The following is a 19150-nucleotide window of genomic DNA, read 5'->3' on the forward strand; positions in this document are numbered from 1 at the left end:
CCACGCTAGGGCGTCATAAGGCAAATACCCCGTTTTGTCGCCTCAGTGGGTGAGGGGTGGCGCGCTCACGGCATGCGTGGGAACACCCGCTACGGCAGGCCCGCCCCCGCGCACCGTACGTCCCCCGCAGGCACCGCACCGTCGACCAGATACGCCGCCACCGCGTCGTCCACGCAGCCGTTCCCCCGACTGGCGAACACCCCGTGCGAGTAGTCGTCGTCCAGCGTGACCAGCCGCGAACCCGGCAGCGTACGGCGCAGCGCGCGGGCGCCCTCGATGGGCGTGACCGGGTCGTGCGCGGAGGCGACGAGCAGGACCGGCGGCGCCTGCGGGCTGCCGAGCGGGGTGCGCCGCTCGGGCTGGCGCTCCCAGTACGCGCAGGCGGTGGCCTCCAGCCCGGTGAGCACGGGAAGCGGGTCGAGCCGGCGCAGCCGTCGGATGTCGGCGAGCACCTCGCCGGGCCGGGGTCCGGGCCCGTCGGCGCATTTCACGGTGCGGTTGGCGGCTTCGTACGTCCGTGACGCGGGCCCGGCGAAGTCGTCGGCCGGCCGCAGACCGTCGGCCGAGCCGTCGCGCAGATAGCGGTGCAGGCCGTCGCCGAGGCCCGCCCACCGTTCCGTACGTCCGAGGGCGCGGTAGACGGCACGGTCGAATTCGGCGGGGCCGAAGCCCTCGGCGGGGTGGGCGGCGAGGCCGCTGCGTACGCGTGCGTAGGAGGCGCGTACGGCCTGCGGGGTGTCGCCGAGGCCGTGGCGGGCGGGGTCGCGGGCCAGCCATCCGAAGAGGTCGTCGCGTTGCCGCAGCAGTGCGCGGGCCTGCCGGACGTCGAAGTCGTGCCAGTCCCAGGGGCCGACGACGCTGTCCAGGACCATCCGGCCGACGCGATGGGGGTGGGCGGCGGCGTACGCGGCGCCCAGATAGCTGCCGTAGCTGACACCGAGAAACCCGATGGTGCGCTCGCCGAGGGCGGCGCGGAGTGCGTCCATGTCGTGGGCGGTCTGCACGGTGGAGAGGTGGGGCAGCGCCGCGCCGGCGCCTTGGGCGCAGTCGACGGCGAGTTGCCGGAGCCCGCGCAGATGGGCGCGTTCCGCGGGGTGGTCCCGCGGGACCGGGTCGGGGCCGGGCGCGTCGAAGAGACCGCCCATGGGGCCGCAGTCGACGGGGGCGCTGCTGCCGGTGCCGCGGGGATCGAAGCCGACGATGTCGTACGCGCGCCGTACGGACTCGGGGAGCTTGGCGCGTTTGGTGACGGCGTACCCGAGTCCGGAGCCGCCGGGTCCGCCGGGGTTGACCAGGAGGACGCCCCGGCGTTCTGCGGGGGTTCCGGTGGCGCGGACGCGGGAGACGGCGATACGTATCCGCTCGCCGTGGGGTCGGTCGTGGTCGAGGGGGACGGCGAGCGAGCCGCATTCGACGCGGGCGGGCGGGGCGGGGGCCGGGACCGAGGCGGGGCAGGGGCCGAAGTCCAGGGGCGGGGCAGCGGCGGCGGACGCGGTCGCCGGGAGGGGCACAGAAGCGCTGAGGGCGGCGGCAACAGCAAGGCACGCAAAGGAAGTTCGGCGCACGGCTCGAAGCGGCGGTCGGTGCAGCGGCAACAGGGACCCCAGTGGAGGTCGGGGGCGTCGGGAGGGCATGGGGGCTCCATCGAGGCAAGATCGGAAATGACAATGAAAATGATTATCGATATCGTATGACCTCAGTCAACACGGATCCACGGCTCCGGGGGCTCCCCTCGGGCTGCCCGGATCCGTCAGTGCGGCGCGGGATGAGGAGTCATGGGGCATCTGTTGATGGTCGAAAGCTGGGTCGGGTCGATGAGCCGGCTGCTGCCACGCGCGATCGCCGAGGCCGGACACACGTTCACGTTCCTGACCCGCGATCTGCACCACTACCTGCGGTCCGCACCCGAAGGGGCGGCCCATCCGCTGCTCGGCGCCCGTAACGTCATCACCGCCGACACCAACGACGTGCCCACGCTGTTGCCCCAAGTGGCGCAACTCCATGAGGCGTTGGGCTTCGACGGGGTGCTGAGTTCATGCGACTACTACCTGCCGACGGTGGCCCGGATCGCCGGGCACCTGGGCCTGCCGGGCCCCACCGCGCAGTCGGTCACCGCGGCCTGCCGCAAGGACGAGACCCGCCGCACCCTGGAGGCGGCCGGGGTGCCGGGTCCCCGCTTCGCGGTCTGCGACGGCTTCGCCGCGGCAGCGCTCGCGGCGCGCGAGATCGGCTATCCGCTGGTGTTCAAGCCGGTGGACCTGTGCGCGGGGATGTTCGTACGCCGCATCGACGATGAGGCGCAGCTGGCGGAGGCCCACCGCGCCCTCGGCGCCTTCCCGGTCAATGCGCGCGGCCAGCTGCGCTCGCCCGCCATCCTGCTGGAGGAGCTGCTGGACGGGCCCGAAGTCAGCGTCGAGACGGTGTCGTTCGACGGGCGTACGCAGGTGGTCGGCGTCACCGACAAGAGTGTGGGCGGTGCGCCCGGGTTCATCGAGACCGGCCATATGTTCCCCGCGCCCATCGGCGCCGACGAGACGGCCGCCGCCGTGGACACCGCGCTCGCGGCCATCGCCGGACTCGGCCTGGACCACGTCGTCGCGCACACGGAGATCAAGCTCACCGCCGCCGGCCCGCGGGTCGTCGAGGTCAACCCGCGTCCGGCGGGCAACCGCATCACCGAACTCGTCCGGCATGTCACCGGTATCGACCTGGCCGGCGCCTGTGTGGACCTCGCCCTGGGGCGCGAACCCGATCTGGCCACCCGTCCGACGGGAACGGGCAGCGCCGCGATCGGCTTCCTGCTGCCGCCCGCCGGCGAGGACGGCGAGGAGGACGGCGTCCTGGCGGGGTACGACACCGCTGCGGGGCTGGATACCGCGGATGAGCTGGCAGCGCTGCCCGGCGTCCTGGAGGTGCGGCTCGCCGAACCCGGCGCACGGGTGCGGCCCGCCGCCGACAACAACGGCTATCTGGGGCACATCATGGCCGCCGGCGCCGCGAACGGCTCGGCGCGGGAGCGTGTCGCCGAGCTGCTGGCCACGGTGCGGCCGCGGGTGGTGGCGGCCCGATGAGCTCCCTCATACAGGCCGACCGGGCCCGCCTCACCGCCTGGGAGAGCCTCGCCGCCCTCCAACAGGCTGTACTGGACGGCGTGTTGGGCCCCGACCCGCGATGTCTCCGCGTCTCCACCGCCTTCGCCACCAGTCAGGCCGTACGCCACGACGGGCGCGGCAGCGGCTACCGCAATGAGGTGCTCAGCCTGCGTCTGGGCGCGGCCGTCGGGTCGTGTGCCGCCGAGCCGGGTGCGCTGCCGGCCGCCGCCGTCGAGGACGCGGTCGGCGCGGATGTGGCCTCGCTGCTCGCGCACCCCCTCCAGGTGGTGCGGATCGCCGCCCTCGACGCGTATCTGATGCATATCGCGCCGCACACACCCGAGCACGGCGCGCGGCCCGTCGCGCTGCCCGCCGGGTCGTCGCTGGAGAAGTCCCGGGCGCGGGCGCGGGCGGTGGTGGAGCTGCTGGACGGGTGCGGGCTGCCGCCCGGGGGCCGGGTGTTGGTCGTCGGTGTCGTCAACTCCCTTCTGGAAGCGCTGCGTTCGCGGGGGCTGCGGTATGTGCCGTGCGATCTCAAGGGCGGCGGGACGGAGTGGGGCGAGCCGGTGGAGACCGATGCGCTCGCCGCGCTGGAGCGCTGTGACGCGGTGCTCGCCTCCGGGATGACGCTCGGCAACGGGACCTTCGAGCCGCTGCGCGCGCGGGCCGCCGAGGACAGGCTGCCGCTGGTGCTGTTCGCGCAGACCGGCAGCGCGGTACTGCCCCGCTTCCTGGGTGCGGGAGTGCACGCCGTGTGCGCCGAGCCGTATCCGTTCTTCTGGCTGGACGGCGGCCCCGGCACCATCCACCGCTACGGAGGCGCCCGATGACCACCACCACAGCGGCCACGGAATCGGCCCATTGGAACGGCGCCACCGACACCGACACCGGCCTGCTGGCACTGCTGGGACGTACCCCGCTGGCCAGGATCAGCGGCGATCTGCCCGGACCGCACCCCGGGTTCTGGGCCAAGCTCGAAGGACACGGCGTCGGCGGGATGAAGGCCCGCGCGGCGGTGTCCATGCTGCTCGGCGCGCGCGAGCGCGGTGAACTGCGGCCCGGCGCACCCGTGGTGGAGTCCACGTCCGGCACCCTCGGCGTCGGCCTCGCCTTCGCCGGGCAGGCACTGGGCCATCCCGTCGTCCTGGTCGGCGACACCGAGCTGGAGCCGTCGATGCGACGGCTGCTGCGCGCGTACGGGGCGCGCCTGGAACTCGTCGACCGGCCCGCGGAGCGCGGCGGCTGGCAGGCGGCGCGGCTGGCCCGGCTGCGCGATCTGCTCGACGGGCTGCCCGGTGCGTACTGGCCCGACCAGTACAACAACCCCGACAACACCGCCGGTTACGCGTCGCTCGCCGCGGAGCTGGCCGCCGAGCTGCCGCGGCTGGACGTCCTGGTGTGCAGCGTCGGCACCGGCGGGCACAGTGCGGGCATCGTGGCGCCGCTGCGCCACCGCTGGCCGGCGCTGCGGCTGGTCGGGGTGGACGCCACCGGCTCGACGATCTTCGGGCAGCCGGCCAGGCCCCGGCTGATGCGCGGTCTCGGCAGCAGCATCCATCCGCGCAATGTGGCCTATGAGGCGTTCGACGAGGTGCACTGGGTCGGCCCGGCCGAGTCCGCGGACGCCTGCCGGCGGCTGGCCCGTACCAGCTTCGTCAGCGGTGGCTGGAGCACCGGGGCCGCCGCGCTGGTCGCGGCCTGGGCGGCCCGGGTGCACCCCGGCGCGGTCGTGGCGACCGTCTTTCCCGACGGGCCGCACCGCTATCTGTCGACCGTCTACGACGACGACTTCACCACGGCGCACGGGGTGGACTGCGCGGCGGCCCACACCCGCCCCGTCGAGATCCCGCACCCCGGCGCAGCGGAGGCGACCGGCTGGACGCGCTGCACGACGGTCGTGGACCCGTGCGTGGACCCGTGCGCCACCCCTCCAGGAACAGCCCCCTGCTCCGCCTCTCCCGGCTCTCCGGGCACAACAGCCACCACCCCACACCCCCCACAGGAGGCCCCCGCATGAAGACCACCGTGCGCACCACGCGCCTCGAACTCGCCGAGCCGCTGCGGATCTCGCGCAGCACGATGGCGGCCCGCGACGCCGTCTGGCTGACCGTCGAGCGGGGCGGGCTGCGCGGCCATGGCGAGGCGGTGGCCAGCACCTACTTCGGTCTGGACGCCCGCACCCTGGTCCGGCTGCTGCGCGATGCGGCCACCGCGATCGAGCGGTGCGGGGACCCGGAGACCGCGCTGGGCGCCGTACGGGCCGGCGAGCTGGCCGGGCCCGGTACGCCGCCCGCGGTGACCGCGGCGGTCGAGTCGGCGCTGCTCGACCTCGTCGGCAAACGCGCCGGCGCCCCCGTCCACCAGCTGCTGGGCTCGCTCATCCCGCCGACCGCCGCGACCGCCCGCACCATCGGGATCACCACCCCGGAGCGCGCCGCGGTCCTCGCGCACTGCCTCGCCGAGGCCGGTTTCACCCTCATCAAGGCCAAGGCGGGCGCCGCCGACCCCGAGGAGGACCTCGCGCGGATCCGTACGATCCGCGAATACGCCCCGCACGCCCGCGTGTTGCTCGACCCGAACGGCGCCTGGAGCGTCGCACAGGCCGAGGAACTGCTGCCCCGCTATGCCGAGCTGGGCGTCGAGGCCGTCGAGCAGCCCATCGCGCCCGGCACTCCGGAGGCGCTGGCCGTGCTCGCCGCCGGCTCGCCGCTGCCGCTCATCGCCGACGAGGACGCCGTGTCGTACGAGGACGCGCGGCGGCTGGCCGGCCGGGTGCAGGGCATCAACGTCAAGCTCGCCAAGTGCGGCGGGGTCCATGCGGCGCTGCGCATCGCGGAGTTGCTGGCCGGCAGCGGTACGGATCTGATGCTCGGCTGTCTGACCGCCAGCACGCTCGGTATCGCGCCCGCCGTGCATCTCGCCGACCGGGCCCGCTGGGTCGACCTGGACGGGCATCTGCTGCTCGCCCACGACCCGTGGACCGGGATCGGCGGCGCCGACGGCACCGTACGGGCCGGCGACCGGCTGGGCCTCGGCATCCGGCCACGCGTGGCCGGCTACCCCACCGCAAGCGCCCTCACAGCAACCACCCCCTCGGAAAGGCCCCGGCGTGCAGACCTGGCGTGAGATGCGGGAGTTCCCGCTCGCGATCCGCCTGCTGCTGGTCAACCAGCTCGGCGTGAACACCGGCTTCTACCTGCTCATCCCCTATCTCGCCACGCACATGGGCGACGACCTGGGGATGTCGGCGGCGCTCGTCGGGATCGTGCTGGGGGTGCGCAACCTCAGCCAGCAGGGGCTGTTCCTCATCGGCGGTTCGGCCGCCGACCGGCTCGGCGCCCGCCGCGTGATCATCGCCGGGTGCGCGCTGCGGACCGTGGGCTTCGCCCTGTTCGCGCTCGGCGACGGACTGCCGGTGCTGCTCGCCGCGTCCGTGCTCAGCGGGCTGGCCGGGGCGCTGTTCAACCCGGCCGTACGGGCCTATCTGGCGCAGGAGGCGGGCGGCCGGAAGGCGGAGGCGTTCGCGCTGTTCAATGTCTTCGCGACGACCGGGGCGCTGATCGGGCCGCTGCTGGGCAGTGTGCTGCTGCTGGTCGGCTTCCGGGCCTCGGCGGTCACCGCCGCCGGGATCTTCGCGCTGCTGACCATCGCGCAGGCGGCCGTACTCCCGTCCCGCGAGGTGCCGCCGGCGACATCCAGCGTGCTCGGCGACTGGCGCGAGGTGCTCGGCAACCGGGCGTTCCTGGCGTTCGCGCTGGCCATGGTCGGCATGTTCACCATGGAGAACCAGCTGTATCTGCTGCTGCCCGACGGGGCGCGGCGGGCGACCGGCTGGGCCGGCGCCGCCGGGATCGTGTTCCTGACCGGGACGGTCGCCAATCTGACGCTTCAACTGCGGCTGACCCGGGCGCTCAAGGAACGCGGCAGCCGGGGCCGGTGGGTCGCCGTCGGACTGGCCCTGATGGGGCTGGCGTTCGTGCCACCAATGGTGGTGGCGGGCGCCGGCCGCCCGGACGGAACGGGCGCGGCGGTCGTCGCGCTGCTGCCGGTGCTGGCGGGGGCGCTGCTGCTCTACCTCGGCGTGATGATCGCCCAGCCGTTCGTGATGGAGCTGATCCCCGACTTCGGCCGCGCCGAGCTGACCGGCACCTACTTCGGGGTCTTCTACGTCGTGTCGGGGGTGGCGGCCGCGGCCGGCAACACCGTCGTCGGCTGGGCGATGGACACCGGCGCGGCGCGCGGGGCGCAGTGGCTGCCGTGGGCCTGCTGCGTCGCCTTCGGCCTGGTTTCGGCGGCGGGGGTGGGGTGGCTGCGGCGGCTCGGCTCGCTGCCAGCGCGGACGCCCGCCCCGGAAGCGACCTCGACCGCGGCGACCGCGAAGGCGACGAGCGCATGAGAGGCCAGAGATGACGACCAATTCAACTCCTATACCCGATATATCCGTTGAGGGAAATCTGCTCACCGACAACCCCGAGCTGTACGAGGCGCGGTTCCCCGACGGCGAGGGGCTGGCCGCCCGCTGGGCCGAGGACACGCTGCGGCGCCTCGGCGCCGGGCGCCGGGTGCTCGACCTGGGCTGCGGCACCGGCCGGGACGCGGCGCGGCTCCAGGCGGCGGGCCGCCGGGTCGTGGGCGCCGACCTCTCCGAGGCGATGCTCGCGCACGCCCGACAGCACCACCCCGGCCCCGCCTACACCCGCGCCGACCTGCGCCGCTTCGACCTCGGTGCGCGCGCCTTCGACGCGATCGTCTGCCTGGACAGCGCGCTGCTGTACTGCCACACCAACGACGAGCTCGACGGGCTGCTGGACTCCTGCCGCCGGGCCCTGGAGCCGGGCGGGCTGCTGATCGCCGAGATGCGCAACGGCGCGTACTTCCTGGGCCGCACCGATCTGCTGGACGGGCCCGCGGAGAACGGATTCGAGTGGCGGGGTACGGCCTACCGCTCCCGGACCACGCTGTGGGTCGACCGGACCGCGCAGCTGCTGCGCCGCAGCCGGGTGTGGTCCGCCAACGACGGGACGGCGCCGGTGGAGCAGCGCTCCGCCTGGCGGCTGCTGCTCCCGCTGGAGCTGCGGCGCTTCCTCACCGCACATGGCTTCACCCTCCTTTCGCTGCACGACGGCCCGGGGCCGCGCACCGAGCCGCACTGGCAGGAGGGCGATACGCCCGGTGACCGCACCGACGGCGACCGTCTGCATGTCGTCGCACGACTGACCTCCACCCTCTGAACGACTGTCCTCCACCCTCTGAAACACCGCCCCTTTCCCAGGAGTTGCCGCCATGACAGAAGACCTGTCCACCTCCGCCCCGGATTCCGTCCTCCCGTCCGCCCTGCGCCGCCGAGGCTTCCTGATCGGCGCGTCGGGCGCCGCCGCGCTGGGCGCACTGGCCCTCGCGGGCTGCGGCTCGGGCGGCTCGTCCGGCGGCGGCGGGGGCAAGCCGCGGCGCGGCGGCAAGCTGCGGGCGGCGTTCGCCGGCGGTGGGGCGAACGAGACCCTCGACCCGCATCTGGCCAGCCTCTTCTCCGACGTGGCCCGCGCCAAGGCCCTCTACGACAAGCTCGCGGACTTCGACGACGCGCTGACGCCGCGGCCCCGCCTCGCCACGAAGTGGGAGCCCAACAAGGCGCTGGACCGCTGGACGGTGACCCTGCGCAAGGCCACCTTCCACAACGGCGAGCCGGTCACCGCCGCCGATGTCCTGTTCAGCTACCGCCGGATCGCCGACCCGAAGAAGGCGTTCCGTTCCAAGGCCGACCTGGAGCCGATCGACCTCAAGGCGAGCCGCGCCGTCGGCAAGAACACCGTCGAGTTCCGGCTGAAGCGCCCCACCGCCGAATTCCCCGACATCCTGGCGGCGTTCGGCGCGTACATCGTCCCCGAGGGAACCGGCTCCTTCGCCGAGCCGGTCGGCTCCGGCCCCTTCCGACTCGTCTCCTTCTCCCCCGGCAAGTCCACCGTGCTGCGGCGCTTCGACGACTACTGGGACGGCGCCCCGTACCTCGACGAGCTGGAGTTCGTGGCCGCCAACGAGGAATCCGCCCGGATCAACGCGCTGCTCGGCGGGCAGGTCGAGTACGCGCACGAGCTCAGCCCGACCACCGCGCGCGCCCACGAGCGCGGCGGGCAGATAGAAATCGTCCGGCTGAAGAACAGCTCGATGCAGTCGTTCGCGATGAAGACCGACCGGCCCCCGTTCGACGACAAGCGGGTCCGCGAGGCGTTCTTCCTGATCGCGGACCGCGAGGAGCTGGTGCGCGGCGCCCTGTCCGGCGCCGGGGAGGTCGGCAACGACCTGTTCGGCAAGGGCTACACGTACTACGCGAAGGATCTGCCGCAGCGCACCCAGGACCTGGACCGCGCCCGCCATCTGCTGAAGGAGGCCGGCGCCGAGAACCTGAAGGTCACCCTCGACACCTCCGACGTCGCCTCCGGCTTCACCGAGGCGGCCGGCATCTTCCGCGACCAGGCGGCCAAGGCCGGGGTGAAGGTGACCGTGAAGAACCACAACCCGGACAGCTACTGGAGCGACATCCTCGACTCCGGCACGCTCTGCTCGTACCGCTCCGGCGCCATGCCCATCGAAATGCACATCTCCCAGCGGCTGCTGACCGGCTCCCCCACCAACGCCACCAAGTGGCACCACAAGGACTTCGACACGCTCTACCAGCAGGCGCAGTCCACCGCGGACCGCGCCGAGCGGTCCGCGCTCTACGGGCGGATGCAGCGCCGGCTGCACGCCGAGGGCGGCTTCCTGGTGTGGGGCTTCGCCGACTGGATCGTCGGCACGGCGAAGAACGTCCGGGGCGTGGCACGCCAGGCGCCCGCCAACTCCCTCGACTGGGCCCGCTTCGACAAGGTCTGGCTGGCGTGAGCGGTCTGCGGTCCTTCGTCGTACGACGGCTGCTGCTGGGCGCGGGCCAGACCGCGGCCGTCGTCCTCCTCGTCTTCGCCCTGACCGAGGCACTGCCGGGCGATGCCGCCGTAGCCCTCGCCGGCGACCAGCCGGACCCGGCCCGTATCGCGGCGATCCGCGAGTCCATGCAGCTGGACCGGCCCGCGTACGAGCGGCTGGCGCACTGGGCCGAGGCACTGCTGCACGGCGACCTCGGCCGCTCGCTGGTCACCGACCGCCCGGTGACCGGCTATCTGGCGGACGGCCTGGCCCCCACGCTCCTGCTCGCCGCGCTCACCGTGACCCTGCTGGTGCCGGTCGGCACCGCCCTCGGGGTGCTGGCCGCGCGGCGCGAGGGCGGCCGCACCGACCGCCTCATCAGCTCGCTCACCCTGGGCGTATACGCGGTCCCCGAATTCGCCTTCGGGGTACTGCTGGTCTTCGTCTTCGCCCTGCGCCTCGGCTGGCTGCCGCCCACCGCCGTCGGCTACGGCGCCGATCTGCTCGCCCACCCGGCGGCGCTGGTCCTGCCGGTGGCGGTGCTGCTGGCCCGCCCGGTGTGCTCGATCAGCCGCCTCGTACGGGCCGGCATGATCGACGCGCTGTCCTCCCCGTACGTCGCCCAGGCCCGCCGCTACGGCATCGGCCCGGCCCGTATCCGTTACGCGCACGCCCTCCCCAACGCCGTCGCCCCCGCCACCCAGCAACTGGCCCGCACCGTCGACTGGCTGCTGGGCGGCGTCATCGTCGTCGAGGCGCTGTTCGTCATCCCCGGCCTCGGCACGGTCCTGCTGGACGCGGTCAAGGCCCGCGATCTGCCGGTGGTGCAGGGCCTTGCGGTGGTGTTCGGCCTGGTCTCGGTCGTTCTCAACCTCGGCGCGGACCTGGTCACACACCGGCTCGCGCCGCGGACGGGGGTGGCCGCATGAGCCGCAAGCGCTTCCCGCGTCTCCCCGCCCGCTTCGCTCTCGGGGCGCTCCTGCTCGCCGTCCCCCTCCTCCTCGCCTTCCTGGGGCCGCTGTTGGCCGGGCCGCCCGGACCCCGGGCGGCCTCGTTCACCGCAGCCCACGGGCAGCCGCTCGGCACCGACTTCGCCGGGCAGGACGTCTGGCGCCAGGTACTGCTGGGCGGCCGCTCCGTGGTCGTCATCGCCCTCGCCGCAACCGTCCTCGCGTACGCCATCGCCCTGCCCCTGGCCTTCGCCGCCGCGCTCACCCACCGCACCTGGCTGGAGGAGCTGCTGATGCGCCCGTTGGACGTACTCCTGGCCGTGCCGTCACTGCTGATGGTGCTGCTGGTGGCGACGGTGTTCGAGCCGGGCGCGGCCGGGCTGGCGGTGCTGGTGGCCCTGGTCAACGTGCCGGACGCGGCCCGTATCGTCCGGGCGAGTGCGGCCGAGGCCGCCGCGCGGCCGGCGGTGGAGGCCCTCCGTATGCAGGGCGAAAGCTGGTGCCGCATCGCCATCGGCTACGTCGCCCGCTCCTGCCTGCGCACCCTCGCCGCCGACGCGGGCGTACGGATGACCGGTGTGCTCTATCTCGTCGCCACCGCCGCGTTCCTCGGCGTCGGCGTCGACCCGGACGCGGCCGACTGGGCGGTGATGGTCGACCGCAACCGCACCGGCCTGTTCGTCCAGCCGTGGGCGGTGGTGGTGCCCGCCCTGCTGATCGTCGGCCTGTCGATGGGCGCCAACCTGCTCAGCGACGCCGGCCTGGCAGGGCGGAACCGCGCTGGCGTACGCCCCCTCACAACGAAGGGACCGACCCCGCAGTGAACGCGAACGCGAACACGGACTCGGATGCCGGTGCCGCCGCACCGGCGGCCTCCATCTCAGGCTTGCGCATCGACGTGGCCGGCCACCGCATCCTCCACGACATCTCGCTGGCCGCCCGCGCCGGGGCGGTCACCGCGCTGGTCGGCGCGTCCGGCAGCGGCAAGACCACCACAGGGCTGGCCCTCATGGGCGAGTGCCCACCAGGCGCGCGCGTCGAAGGCCAGGTGCGGGTGACGGACGGCGGCCCCGTCGGCTACATACCGCAGCATCCGGCCGCCGTCCTCAACCCCTCAAGGAGGGTCGGGGCCCTCCTGTACGACATCGCCCGGTCGCAGCTTCCCCGGCTCCCCCGCCGCGAGCGCCGTCCGGCGGCCCGCGCCCGCGTCCTCGAAGCCCTCGCCCAAGCCCAACTCCCCGAAGGCGCGGAGGGCGGGGCCCTGTTGCGCCGCTACCCGCACCAGCTCTCCGGTGGCCAACAGCAGCGCGTGGTGCTGGCCCAGGCGCTGCTGCTGGGCGCCCAAGTGATCGTCGCGGACGAACCCACGACCGGCCAGGACGCCCTGACGAAGCGCCGCATCGTGGCGGAACTGGACCGGGTGGCGCGCCAGGGCATCGCCCTCGTCCTGCTCAGCCACGACCTGGACGTCGTACGCGAACTGGCCGATGAGGTGGTGGTGCTTCGCGACGGCCGAATAGTGGAATCCGGCCCGGCCGACCAGGTACTCGGGACGCCGAAGCACCCCTGGACCCGCGAACTCCTCACACCCGCCGCGCCCAGCAGCCCCGACGGAACAACGAGATCGCACGAGCCGGCCGCCGGCACGGCCCACATCAGCATCACCGCCGCCCGCTACCCCTCCCACTCCAGCGCACGCGGTACGGCAACAGCCCTTCGGGACGTCGAGTTGAACGTGCCTCCCGGGGCCTGCCTGGCGATCGTCGGCCGCTCAGGAAGCGGAAAGACAACCCTGGGACGGTGCGTGGCGGGCCTGCACCGAGACTGGGACGGCGAACTGACGCTGGACGGAACAGCCCTCCCGAGCAGCATCCGGGCCCGCACAACACCGCAGGTCGCCGCGGTGCAGTACGTGTTCCAGGACGCGCGGACGGCGTTCGACGAGCATCGGACGGTGCTGGCGCAGACCGCCCGGACGGCGATACGGCTACGGGGCGTGCCGGCGGACAAGGCACTGGAAGAGGCACGGACGGCGTTCGCCAGGGTCGGTCTGGGCGCGGAACTCCACGACCGACTCCCTGGCCGCCTCTCCGGCGGTGAACTCCAACGGGCGGCCCTGGCTAGGGCGTTGCTGGCACAACCACGCGTCCTGGTATGCGACGAGATCACCTCGGGCCTCGACGCGGTAAGCCGCCGCGGCATCGTCGAACTCCTGGCCGGCCTGCTACGGGAACCATCCGCCCCGAGCCTGCTCCTCATCACCCACGACCTGGACACGGCGGAGGCACTGGCGGACGAGATCGCGGTGCTCGACGGCGGAAGGGTCGTGGAGACGGGCCCGGCGGGCCGGGTACTGACGACGCCCGCGCACCCATTCACGACGTCACTGGTGGCGGCTGCGCAGTGGGGTACCGGCTCACCCACTCGGCCCTCTCGCACGGCCTCCGTATAGAGCTCACTCGTCCATATAGAGCTCGCCCATCCATACAGCGCATGTCGGCGCCACCTGACTCTCACTTCTCGCCGAGGACCTCGTGCCACCACCGGTCACGCCCCGGCGTCCAGGAGACCGGCCGCGCACACCGGTTCACCACCAGCACCGTCCGGTCGCGTGAGCCGCCGGATGATGTGACCCGCGCCAGGGCGTGGTCGAGCCGCGCCTTCACAGGCCGTATCGCGCCGTCCAAGAACGCCGCGTCCGCGGTGATCAGCACCCGGGCCTCCGACTCCCGGGTCCGTGCGACCAGTTCGGGCACGGTCAGCGAAACCGGCAGCGTGCTGCGTATCGCGTCCAGCCGACCGCATGCGAGGGTGGCTATCACCGACTCGGGCACCAGCGGCAGATGCACCGCGACCTTGTCTCCGGCCCGCACCCCGAGGCGGGTGAGCGCGGCCGCGGCCCGATCGGCCTGATCGAGGAGCGTGCCGTAGGTCAGCTCCTCCATACGGCCCGGCTCCCCGGACCAGGTGAGGGCGATCTGCGACGCCTCCGGCTCCTGAACTTCCCGGGCGTCATCTGCATGCTCTGAGGTCAGACTGCGCAACATGCGGATCAGAATGTAGATCAGCGATCAACAATCGCTGAACGAACGTTGTACGGGTTCGCGCCGCCTCTTCGCGCCCTTGCGCTACCTTCGCGCCCTTGCGCGCCGTTCTCGCACCCGGCCCTACGGGTCACCCGGACCTTTCTGCCCGCCTTCCGGTGCCTTCAATCCCCTCCCCGCATGGGCGAATTCGAGGGGTCGGCAGCGAGTTAGCCGCGCGTCGGCGGCGCCGTCTAATCAGCGCGCGGTCACAACCAGGTGAGGCGTTGCCCATCGGGGCCGACGTGCAGCCGCATACGGTCGGCCGACGGGCACCCGTCCGCCTGCCAGTGTGCAAGGTGCTCGGTGATCTCGTCCCACAGTCGCGCCGCGCCCCCCTGCCGCACCATCCACCGCGCGCTGTCTTGGTAGACGACCGCCCATGACCCGGCGTCCACGTCGATCACGACGTGTTCCGTGCGGCCGTCCCGTTCCAGCGTGAGCCGCTGCGCGCGCGGCGCGGCGAACTGCGCGACGAATCGGGCTGTCCAGTCGTCGAGCACATCCGCGCCCAGCTCTGCGGGCATCGCGTCGCCCTCGCTGAGGTCCGGCAGCATCCCGAGCGGGGGCGGAAGGTGCGGACGGGCCAGCATGAACGAGACCTGTCCGCCGAGAACCGGGCCGCTGGCCGTGCCATCGTGGGCGACCGTGAGCCGTACGAGTTCGGATGCGTGCATCCACCCACCGACCGTGACCAGGACCTCACCGCCGGGCCGTGCCTGCGCGAGCCAGTCAGCCGGCACGGTGTGCACGCTGCACGTGGCGATCACGCGGTCATACGGGCTGTCCTCCTTGTAGCCCGCCAGTCCGTCACCGACCACGCGGGTAGGCCAGTATCCGGCGCCCGCGAGGGCCATTCCGGCACGGGCGGACACCTCGGCGTCGACCTCGACCGTGGTCACGTTGTCCTCACCGACAACATGGCAGAGCAACGCGGTTGAGTAGCCCGTGCCCGTGCCGATCTCAAGGACGCGCGTCCCCTCGGTCGCCCGCAGGTCTTCGAGCATCCGCACGACCAGACTCGGCAGGGTGGACGACGACGACGGGGCCGCGGTGATGCGCCCCTCGACCTGCTCAGGGAAGACGCCCCCGGCAACCTGTGTCACGAGGGTGTCGTCTTCGTAGATCCGCGCGAGTCCTTCCGGGGAGTCCCCGACCGCGGGCCGGTACCAGCCGCCCTCGTCGTACTCGAACCAGCCGTGCGAGAGGAACGCCTCGCGGGGCACCGCCATGGCAGCCGCCTCCCATTCGGGGCTGCGCAGGGCGCCGGACTCGGACAGGCGCCGCGCGAGGTCGGCCCGTAGTTGTTCCGATGGCAGGGAGTCAGTCATGCCGACTCGCTCCGTTCTCCAACAGGTCAGCGATTGCGTGTGTGATTGGCAGTCCGGCCGCGTCTTCGAGCCACGCCCATTGGCCGTTGGGGTTGCACTCCAGGAACCACCATGCGCCGTCCGCCGTCACGGCGAAGTCGAAGACGCCGAAGTTCAGCCCGAAGTCGGCGAGGAACCGCACCAGCGCCCCGCGCATCTCATCCGGGCAGGCGACCGGCTCATAGGTGAGGCTCTGGTACTCGGCTCTCCAGTCCACGACCCCGGGCGGCGCGGTGATTCGCGCCGCGAACACCTGCTCGCCGACGACGACCGCCCGGACGTCCGCCACCTTGGGCACCTGCCCTCAGCGCTCCGCCCTCCCCGATCCATCGGCCGGTCTGCGTGGCCGGGTCGATGCCCGCGTACCGCCACGGCGAGGGAGAACCGTTGCGCAGCGGTGCCATACGGCGCAGCCCCCACGCGGCCCGTGCGGTGGTCTCCGTACTTGCGAGGCTCGTTTGCAAGTCTCCTCCTTGATCGCTTCGTACAGTGGTGTCGTGCAGGACCCGCCCCGGCAGGCGCTCGACCTGTCCAAAGGTTGCGGGCGGATGATCCAACCGGGCGGGAGTGTGGTTACTTGCCGAAGTGGCGGTTTGACGTTCGTAGGCCCTCTCTCGTGAGAGCTGGGGCCGTCATGGCGTGCGGTCCCGCCCGGTGCAGGAGATCACCGGACGGGACCTTTTTCCCCTCACCGCGATGCAGCGCGGCACCCTTCAGGGGAGCCGTCCCGGGAGGCTCCCCGTGGGACGGACCGGGGCCGGGAGTGAGCCCGTCGGCACAGGCGGAACACGTGCTGTCCCATCTCTCGGTTTGTCCGGTTTGGGGAAGATGTGTGGGCGGGGCGGCTGGAGCCAGGCCACGGCAGCCCCGTCCTGGCCTACGTCGCGGGAGGAGCGCCGTCCGCCGCCGCGTTGGTCATATAGGCGGTGAAGAACTGGAATCCCTTCATCTCAAAGTGCCTGTCCCCGGTGAGCCCGGCATGCTTGAGGCACCACCCCTGCGCTTCATCGGCAGACGCGGTATCGACGCAACGCTCCCCGCAGTCCAGGCATTCACCGACGAACCGCGCATCCGCATCAGCTGCCAGAGTCCACTCGGCAAACCGGTAACGCGCCCTCATGCCATCCCCTCCCGACGGTCCGGGGCGTCCGGGGCGTCGCCACCCGTTGCCCGTACGGCGTCGATGCACTCGGCGAGACCACGCAGCACCTCCGCCAACTCCTCCTCGGACAGCTCATCCATCCACGCGGTACGGGCCTTGAGGTCCGCCCGCGTCCGGTCAAGCTGCCGGTACAGCTCCCGGTACCTGACATGCCGACACCACGCCTCCTCGGCCCAGTCGCGCAGTCGCGACCACACTCCCGCGCTCATGACCGCACCGCCTGCTGCCTGACTCGCCGTGCGCGTCTCGGTCGCCATCAGCACACCGCCTTCGAGTGGGGGTGGCTGCGGATCTCGATGTTGCAGTCGATCACCGTCGCCTTGTCCCCGATGGCGTGCGCCGCCGTGCGTTGCCCGGCCAGGGCGGTGCACACGTCGCACCCGGCAACCGGCTCGGGCTCCGGCACCGGAACCGGTTCCATCAGGTGAACGGGGCAATCCATGCGGCTCATCAACCCGCCACCTCCACACCATGGATCCAGCGCGGCCCCGCGTCGTACCCGTACGCAGCGAGCCACAGCGACCGCCGCCGCCCGCGCTGCAACCGCCGTTCGCGTCGTTCCTCGGGTGTGAGGACATACGGGCGGATCAGGGCGGTGTCCTCGCCACGCAGCAGCCCTGGCTCACGTGCGGGCACGCGGGGAAGCGCCGGCGTCGGCGCCTCCGCGCACGCCGCGGCGGGCAACGGGCTGGCGGACCGGTGGCGCCCCCGCGCGGGCAGTAACAGTCGCAACAGCGGCTCAAGTACACGGGCGATACAGTTCATCAGTCGACCTGCTTTCCTCAGGTTGGCCACGCCCCCGGGCCGCGGCGCATGCGGTTGCGGGGGTCTGTCTTGTTGTGGCGCGAGCAACTAGCCGGATGCGAGTGATCCGGCCAACTATCCGGCAGCATCGGCGAGATCACTCTTGGTAGCGATGCGACTACGAGCATACTCACAGAATCTCTGCGAGTGAAGAAGTTCTGCGACTCGTAGCCAGGTTGCGCACCTGACAGACTTGGCGCCACTGGAAGGAGTGCTGATGAGCGAAGGTTTCGGGCTGGTCGTTCGCTTCACGTTGCGCGACCAGGAAGCGGCAACTGCCTTTGACGATCTGTGTGCTCGCACCTTGGAGGGGGTCAAGACGCAGGAGCCGGGCACGCTGGCGTACGTCACTCACATCCCCGTGGACGAGCCCCTGGTCCGCGTTTTCTACGAGCTGTACGCCGATCGCGCCGCGTTCGAGGCGCATGAGGCGCAGCCGCACACCAAGCGGTTCCTCGCCGAACGGGAGCAGTACCTGTCCGGCGTCGAAGTGACGTTCCTGGACACCATCGCGGGGAAGGTGGCGGCGTAGTCGTGTCCTCGGAGGGGCGTCGGGCCTTCGGTGCGCGCGTGGCCGAACTGCGAAGACAGCGCGACCTCACCCAGAACGAACTGGCCGCGGCGATCGGACGGACGGCGAGTTGGGTGTCGCAGGTCGAGCGGGGCATCCAGCCGGTGAACCGGCTGGATGTTCTGCGGTTGCTCGCTGATGGCCTCGGCGTACCTCTCCAGGTCCTCCAGCCTGAAGCCGCCGGCGCGGCGGGACCGGAGACCGGGACTGTGGACGAGGCGACGCCGAACGATCTGGACCAGGCGCGGCTGGTGATCTCGGGACACTCAGCGCTCGATGTCGTCTTGGAGCCCCGCGAAGACTTCCGCACCGACTTGGTCCCCGAACTTCGGGACGAGGTGGAACGGGTCTGGGGCCTCACTCATGGGGACCGGTTCGCGGAGTTGAGCAAGGCTTTGGGATCGCTGCTGCCGCGGCTGGAACGGGCCGCGCGAACCGCCACCGGAGATGTGCGACCCCAGATTCACCGGCTGTTGGCCAGCACCTACCAAGCTCTGGCGGCAGCCTTTGTCCGGCAGGACGAGGCAGATGCCGCGTGGCTGGCGGCGGACCGGGCGATCCGGGCAGCCGAACTCGCCGACGATCGCCTGGGGGTCTTCGTCGGCGTCTTTCGGCTGACCCACGCGTTCGTCCGGCTTCAGCGCCACGACCAGGCCGAACACGCGGCTGCAACGGCGCTCAACACCTTGGCCAAGCATGCCGAGGCCGAGGCGCCTCCCGTGGAGGAGCTGTCGGTCGTCGGCTCGCTGCACCTCGCACTGGCGTTGGTGCATGCGCGTGTCGGCGATCGGCTGGCCACCCGTGAACAGATCGAGAAGGCGCGAACGGTGGCTGCGCACATCGGAGTTGAGCGCAACGACTTCAACCTGGAGTTCGGTCCGACGAATGTCGAGGTCCAGGCGGTCTCCACAGCGGTCGATCTCGGGGATGCCGGGGAGGCGCTCGACATCGCCAAGGACCTGGACGTCAGCGTGCTGTCTGCCGAGCGCCAGGCCAGGCTGCTGATGGACCTCGGCCGCGCTCATGTGCAACGCCGGCAGTTCGGAGACGCACTCGCGCAGTTGCTCAGGGCCGAGTCGATCGCACCCGACCTGGTTCGAAGCCACATCGCGGCGCGCGGGGCCATCCGTGAGCTGATGCTGATGGCGGGGCGGACGGCTTCACCGGAGCTGCGCAGCCTGGCTGAGCGCTCGGACGCGATGGGGTGACAGGGCGGCGCTC

Annotated in this window: 20 protein-coding genes; 12 read left to right on the top strand and 8 right to left on the bottom strand. The window is 72.1% G+C overall.

Annotation, left to right across the window (positions count from 1 at the left end):
- Window positions 1-89: 89 nt before the first annotated feature.
- Window positions 90-1511 carry an alpha/beta hydrolase gene (locus tag AB0I10_RS00515; protein WP_363150053.1) on the bottom strand — a complete coding sequence of 474 codons (1422 nt, stop codon included), beginning with the start codon at window positions 1509-1511 and terminating at the stop codon, window positions 90-92.
- Between the two features lie 264 nt (window positions 1512-1775).
- Here AB0I10_RS00515 and AB0I10_RS00520 point away from each other — a divergent pair, with 264 nt between their 5' ends.
- The 10 genes from AB0I10_RS00520 (at window position 1776) to AB0I10_RS00565 (ending at window position 13391) form a co-directional block, all read left to right on the top strand.
- Window positions 1776-3071, top strand: coding sequence for an ATP-grasp domain-containing protein (locus AB0I10_RS00520; protein WP_363150054.1), 1296 nt, complete (start codon window positions 1776-1778; stop codon window positions 3069-3071).
- Window positions 3068-3922 (top strand): DUF364 domain-containing protein, encoded by an 855-nt coding sequence (locus tag AB0I10_RS00525; protein WP_363150055.1) that lies wholly within the window; start codon window positions 3068-3070, stop codon window positions 3920-3922. The genes AB0I10_RS00520 and AB0I10_RS00525 overlap by 4 nt, the downstream gene beginning before the upstream one ends.
- The gene (locus tag AB0I10_RS00530; RefSeq protein WP_363150056.1) at window positions 3919-5109 is read left to right on the top strand and encodes a pyridoxal-phosphate dependent enzyme; all 1191 of its coding nucleotides are present in this window, start codon (window positions 3919-3921) and stop codon (window positions 5107-5109) included. Before AB0I10_RS00525 ends, AB0I10_RS00530 begins: the two co-directional genes overlap by 4 nt.
- A complete protein-coding gene (locus tag AB0I10_RS00535; protein ID WP_363150057.1) occupies window positions 5106-6218 on the top strand; it encodes a dipeptide epimerase in 1113 nt (370 codons plus the stop codon). The genes AB0I10_RS00530 and AB0I10_RS00535 overlap by 4 nt, the downstream gene beginning before the upstream one ends.
- On the top strand, window positions 6202-7488 hold the full coding sequence (locus tag AB0I10_RS00540) for an MFS transporter (RefSeq protein WP_363150058.1): 1287 nt from the start codon (window positions 6202-6204) through the stop codon (window positions 7486-7488). The genes AB0I10_RS00535 and AB0I10_RS00540 overlap by 17 nt, the downstream gene beginning before the upstream one ends.
- Window positions 7489-7498: 10 nt before the next feature.
- Window positions 7499-8323, top strand: coding sequence for a class I SAM-dependent methyltransferase (locus tag AB0I10_RS00545; RefSeq protein ID WP_363150059.1), 825 nt, complete (start codon window positions 7499-7501; stop codon window positions 8321-8323).
- Window positions 8324-8375: 52 nt separating this feature from the next.
- Window positions 8376-9968 (top strand): ABC transporter substrate-binding protein, encoded by a 1593-nt coding sequence (locus AB0I10_RS00550; protein ID WP_363150060.1) that lies wholly within the window; start codon window positions 8376-8378, stop codon window positions 9966-9968.
- Complete coding sequence (locus AB0I10_RS00555) at window positions 9965-10918, top strand: ABC transporter permease (protein ID WP_363150061.1); 954 nt, start codon at window positions 9965-9967, stop codon at window positions 10916-10918. The genes AB0I10_RS00550 and AB0I10_RS00555 overlap by 4 nt, the downstream gene beginning before the upstream one ends.
- Window positions 10915-11763, top strand: a complete 849-nt coding sequence (locus tag AB0I10_RS00560; RefSeq protein ID WP_363150062.1) for an ABC transporter permease subunit — start codon at window positions 10915-10917, stop codon at window positions 11761-11763. The genes AB0I10_RS00555 and AB0I10_RS00560 overlap by 4 nt, the downstream gene beginning before the upstream one ends.
- Window positions 11764-11825: 62 nt before the next feature.
- Window positions 11826-13391, top strand: coding sequence for an ATP-binding cassette domain-containing protein (locus AB0I10_RS00565; protein WP_363150063.1), 1566 nt, complete (start codon window positions 11826-11828; stop codon window positions 13389-13391).
- Window positions 13392-13452: 61 nt separating this feature from the next.
- Here the strand turns inward: AB0I10_RS00565 and AB0I10_RS00570 are convergent, their stop codons facing one another.
- From AB0I10_RS00570 to AB0I10_RS00600, 7 genes are all read right to left on the bottom strand, one after another.
- Window positions 13453-13986 (bottom strand): AMP-binding protein, encoded by a 534-nt coding sequence (locus AB0I10_RS00570; protein ID WP_363150064.1) that lies wholly within the window; start codon window positions 13984-13986, stop codon window positions 13453-13455.
- A 245-nt stretch (window positions 13987-14231) separates the two neighbouring features.
- Window positions 14232-15353 carry an ATP-grasp peptide maturase system methyltransferase gene (gene tgmC, locus AB0I10_RS00575; protein WP_363150065.1) on the bottom strand — a complete coding sequence of 374 codons (1122 nt, stop codon included), beginning with the start codon at window positions 15351-15353 and terminating at the stop codon, window positions 14232-14234.
- A complete protein-coding gene (locus AB0I10_RS00580) occupies window positions 15346-15681 on the bottom strand; it encodes a hypothetical protein (protein WP_363150066.1) in 336 nt (111 codons plus the stop codon). Before AB0I10_RS00580 ends, tgmC begins: the two co-directional genes overlap by 8 nt.
- 588 nt (window positions 15682-16269) lie before the next feature.
- Window positions 16270-16512 carry a hypothetical protein gene (locus tag AB0I10_RS00585; protein WP_363150067.1) on the bottom strand — a complete coding sequence of 81 codons (243 nt, stop codon included), beginning with the start codon at window positions 16510-16512 and terminating at the stop codon, window positions 16270-16272.
- Window positions 16509-16811, bottom strand: a complete 303-nt coding sequence (locus tag AB0I10_RS00590; RefSeq protein ID WP_363150068.1) for a hypothetical protein — start codon at window positions 16809-16811, stop codon at window positions 16509-16511. The genes AB0I10_RS00585 and AB0I10_RS00590 overlap by 4 nt, the downstream gene beginning before the upstream one ends.
- Window positions 16811-17005 (bottom strand): hypothetical protein, encoded by a 195-nt coding sequence (locus AB0I10_RS00595; protein ID WP_363150069.1) that lies wholly within the window; start codon window positions 17003-17005, stop codon window positions 16811-16813. Before AB0I10_RS00595 ends, AB0I10_RS00590 begins: the two co-directional genes overlap by 1 nt.
- Entirely contained in the window at window positions 17005-17190 is a 186-nt protein-coding gene (locus AB0I10_RS00600) for a hypothetical protein (RefSeq protein ID WP_363150070.1), read from the bottom strand. The genes AB0I10_RS00595 and AB0I10_RS00600 overlap by 1 nt, the downstream gene beginning before the upstream one ends.
- A 385-nt stretch (window positions 17191-17575) precedes the next feature.
- On the opposite strand from AB0I10_RS00600, the gene AB0I10_RS00605 reads away from it, so the two are divergent.
- Window positions 17576-17890 (top strand): antibiotic biosynthesis monooxygenase, encoded by a 315-nt coding sequence (locus tag AB0I10_RS00605; protein WP_363150071.1) that lies wholly within the window; start codon window positions 17576-17578, stop codon window positions 17888-17890.
- Between the two features lie 2 nt (window positions 17891-17892).
- Window positions 17893-19137 (top strand): helix-turn-helix transcriptional regulator, encoded by a 1245-nt coding sequence (locus AB0I10_RS00610; protein ID WP_363150072.1) that lies wholly within the window; start codon window positions 17893-17895, stop codon window positions 19135-19137.
- Window positions 19138-19150: the final 13 nt, after the last annotated feature.

The organism is Streptomyces sp. NPDC050636, from assembly GCF_040654775.1.
Classification (GTDB): Bacteria; Actinomycetota; Actinomycetes; order Streptomycetales; family Streptomycetaceae; genus Streptomyces.

Excerpts from the sequence above, each read along its gene's own strand:
- tgmC (WP_363150065.1), bottom strand. The coding sequence starts at position 15,353 with ATGACTGACTCCCTGCCATCGGAACAACTACGGGCCGACCTCGCGCGG.
- AB0I10_RS00570 (WP_363150064.1), bottom strand. The coding sequence starts at position 13,986 with ATGTTGCGCAGTCTGACCTCAGAGCATGCAGATGACGCCCGGGAAGTT.
- AB0I10_RS00550 (WP_363150060.1), top strand. The coding sequence starts at position 8,376 with ATGACAGAAGACCTGTCCACCTCCGCCCCGGATTCCGTCCTCCCGTCC.
- AB0I10_RS00525 (WP_363150055.1), top strand. The coding sequence starts at position 3,068 with ATGAGCTCCCTCATACAGGCCGACCGGGCCCGCCTCACCGCCTGGGAG.
- AB0I10_RS00595 (WP_363150069.1), bottom strand. The coding sequence starts at position 17,005 with ATGAGCCGCATGGATTGCCCCGTTCACCTGATGGAACCGGTTCCGGTG.
- AB0I10_RS00590 (WP_363150068.1), bottom strand. The coding sequence starts at position 16,811 with ATGGCGACCGAGACGCGCACGGCGAGTCAGGCAGCAGGCGGTGCGGTC.
- AB0I10_RS00605 (WP_363150071.1), top strand. The coding sequence starts at position 17,576 with ATGAGCGAAGGTTTCGGGCTGGTCGTTCGCTTCACGTTGCGCGACCAG.
- AB0I10_RS00585 (WP_363150067.1), bottom strand. The coding sequence starts at position 16,512 with ATGAGGGCGCGTTACCGGTTTGCCGAGTGGACTCTGGCAGCTGATGCG.
- AB0I10_RS00560 (WP_363150062.1), top strand. The coding sequence starts at position 10,915 with ATGAGCCGCAAGCGCTTCCCGCGTCTCCCCGCCCGCTTCGCTCTCGGG.
- AB0I10_RS00530 (WP_363150056.1), top strand. The coding sequence starts at position 3,919 with ATGACCACCACCACAGCGGCCACGGAATCGGCCCATTGGAACGGCGCC.
- AB0I10_RS00545 (WP_363150059.1), top strand. The coding sequence starts at position 7,499 with ATGACGACCAATTCAACTCCTATACCCGATATATCCGTTGAGGGAAAT.
- AB0I10_RS00535 (WP_363150057.1), top strand. The coding sequence starts at position 5,106 with ATGAAGACCACCGTGCGCACCACGCGCCTCGAACTCGCCGAGCCGCTG.
- AB0I10_RS00520 (WP_363150054.1), top strand. The coding sequence starts at position 1,776 with ATGGGGCATCTGTTGATGGTCGAAAGCTGGGTCGGGTCGATGAGCCGG.